Source organism: Banduia mediterranea (assembly GCF_031846245.1).
Classification (GTDB): Bacteria; Pseudomonadota; Gammaproteobacteria; order Nevskiales; family Nevskiaceae; genus Banduia; species Banduia mediterranea.
Map to the genome: position 1 here is coordinate 1 of NZ_JAVRIC010000086.1, position 344 is coordinate 344.

1 pseudogene is annotated in these 344 nt (G+C 64.0%); it reads right to left on the reverse strand.

The annotated features are described in order from the left end of the window. Positions 1-323, reverse strand: a pseudogene (locus RM530_RS18485) (hypothetical protein); the annotation flags it as partial. Positions 324-344: the final 21 nt, after the last annotated feature.

Below are 344 nucleotides of genomic sequence, written 5' to 3' on the forward strand. Positions count from 1 at the left end.
CACAGCTTGTGGGCATCTGATTTGGCGATTCGGCCGCGCTTGCCGTTCTGCCGTGGGGGAATCGTCGGGAGTTCCTTGTCGCCCCGGGTCAGGATGTTGCGGTAGAGTTTCTGGAGTTTCGCGTATTCGCGGGCGTTGAGCTTTTTCCGTTTGCGCCTGGAGACCACCGCGCAGGTCTGTTGCAGCAGGCACTTGAGGTTTCTCGCCCAGGCGTAGCCGTCGGCGTCGGCGATGAAGGCGAGCTCCCGCAAGAGGTGCGCGCCGCACAGCCCGTGCCCGCAGTAGTCGTACGAGAGGTAGGAGGCCCAGCAGTCGTGGATCATGGCGCCGCCGTAGCACGGGAT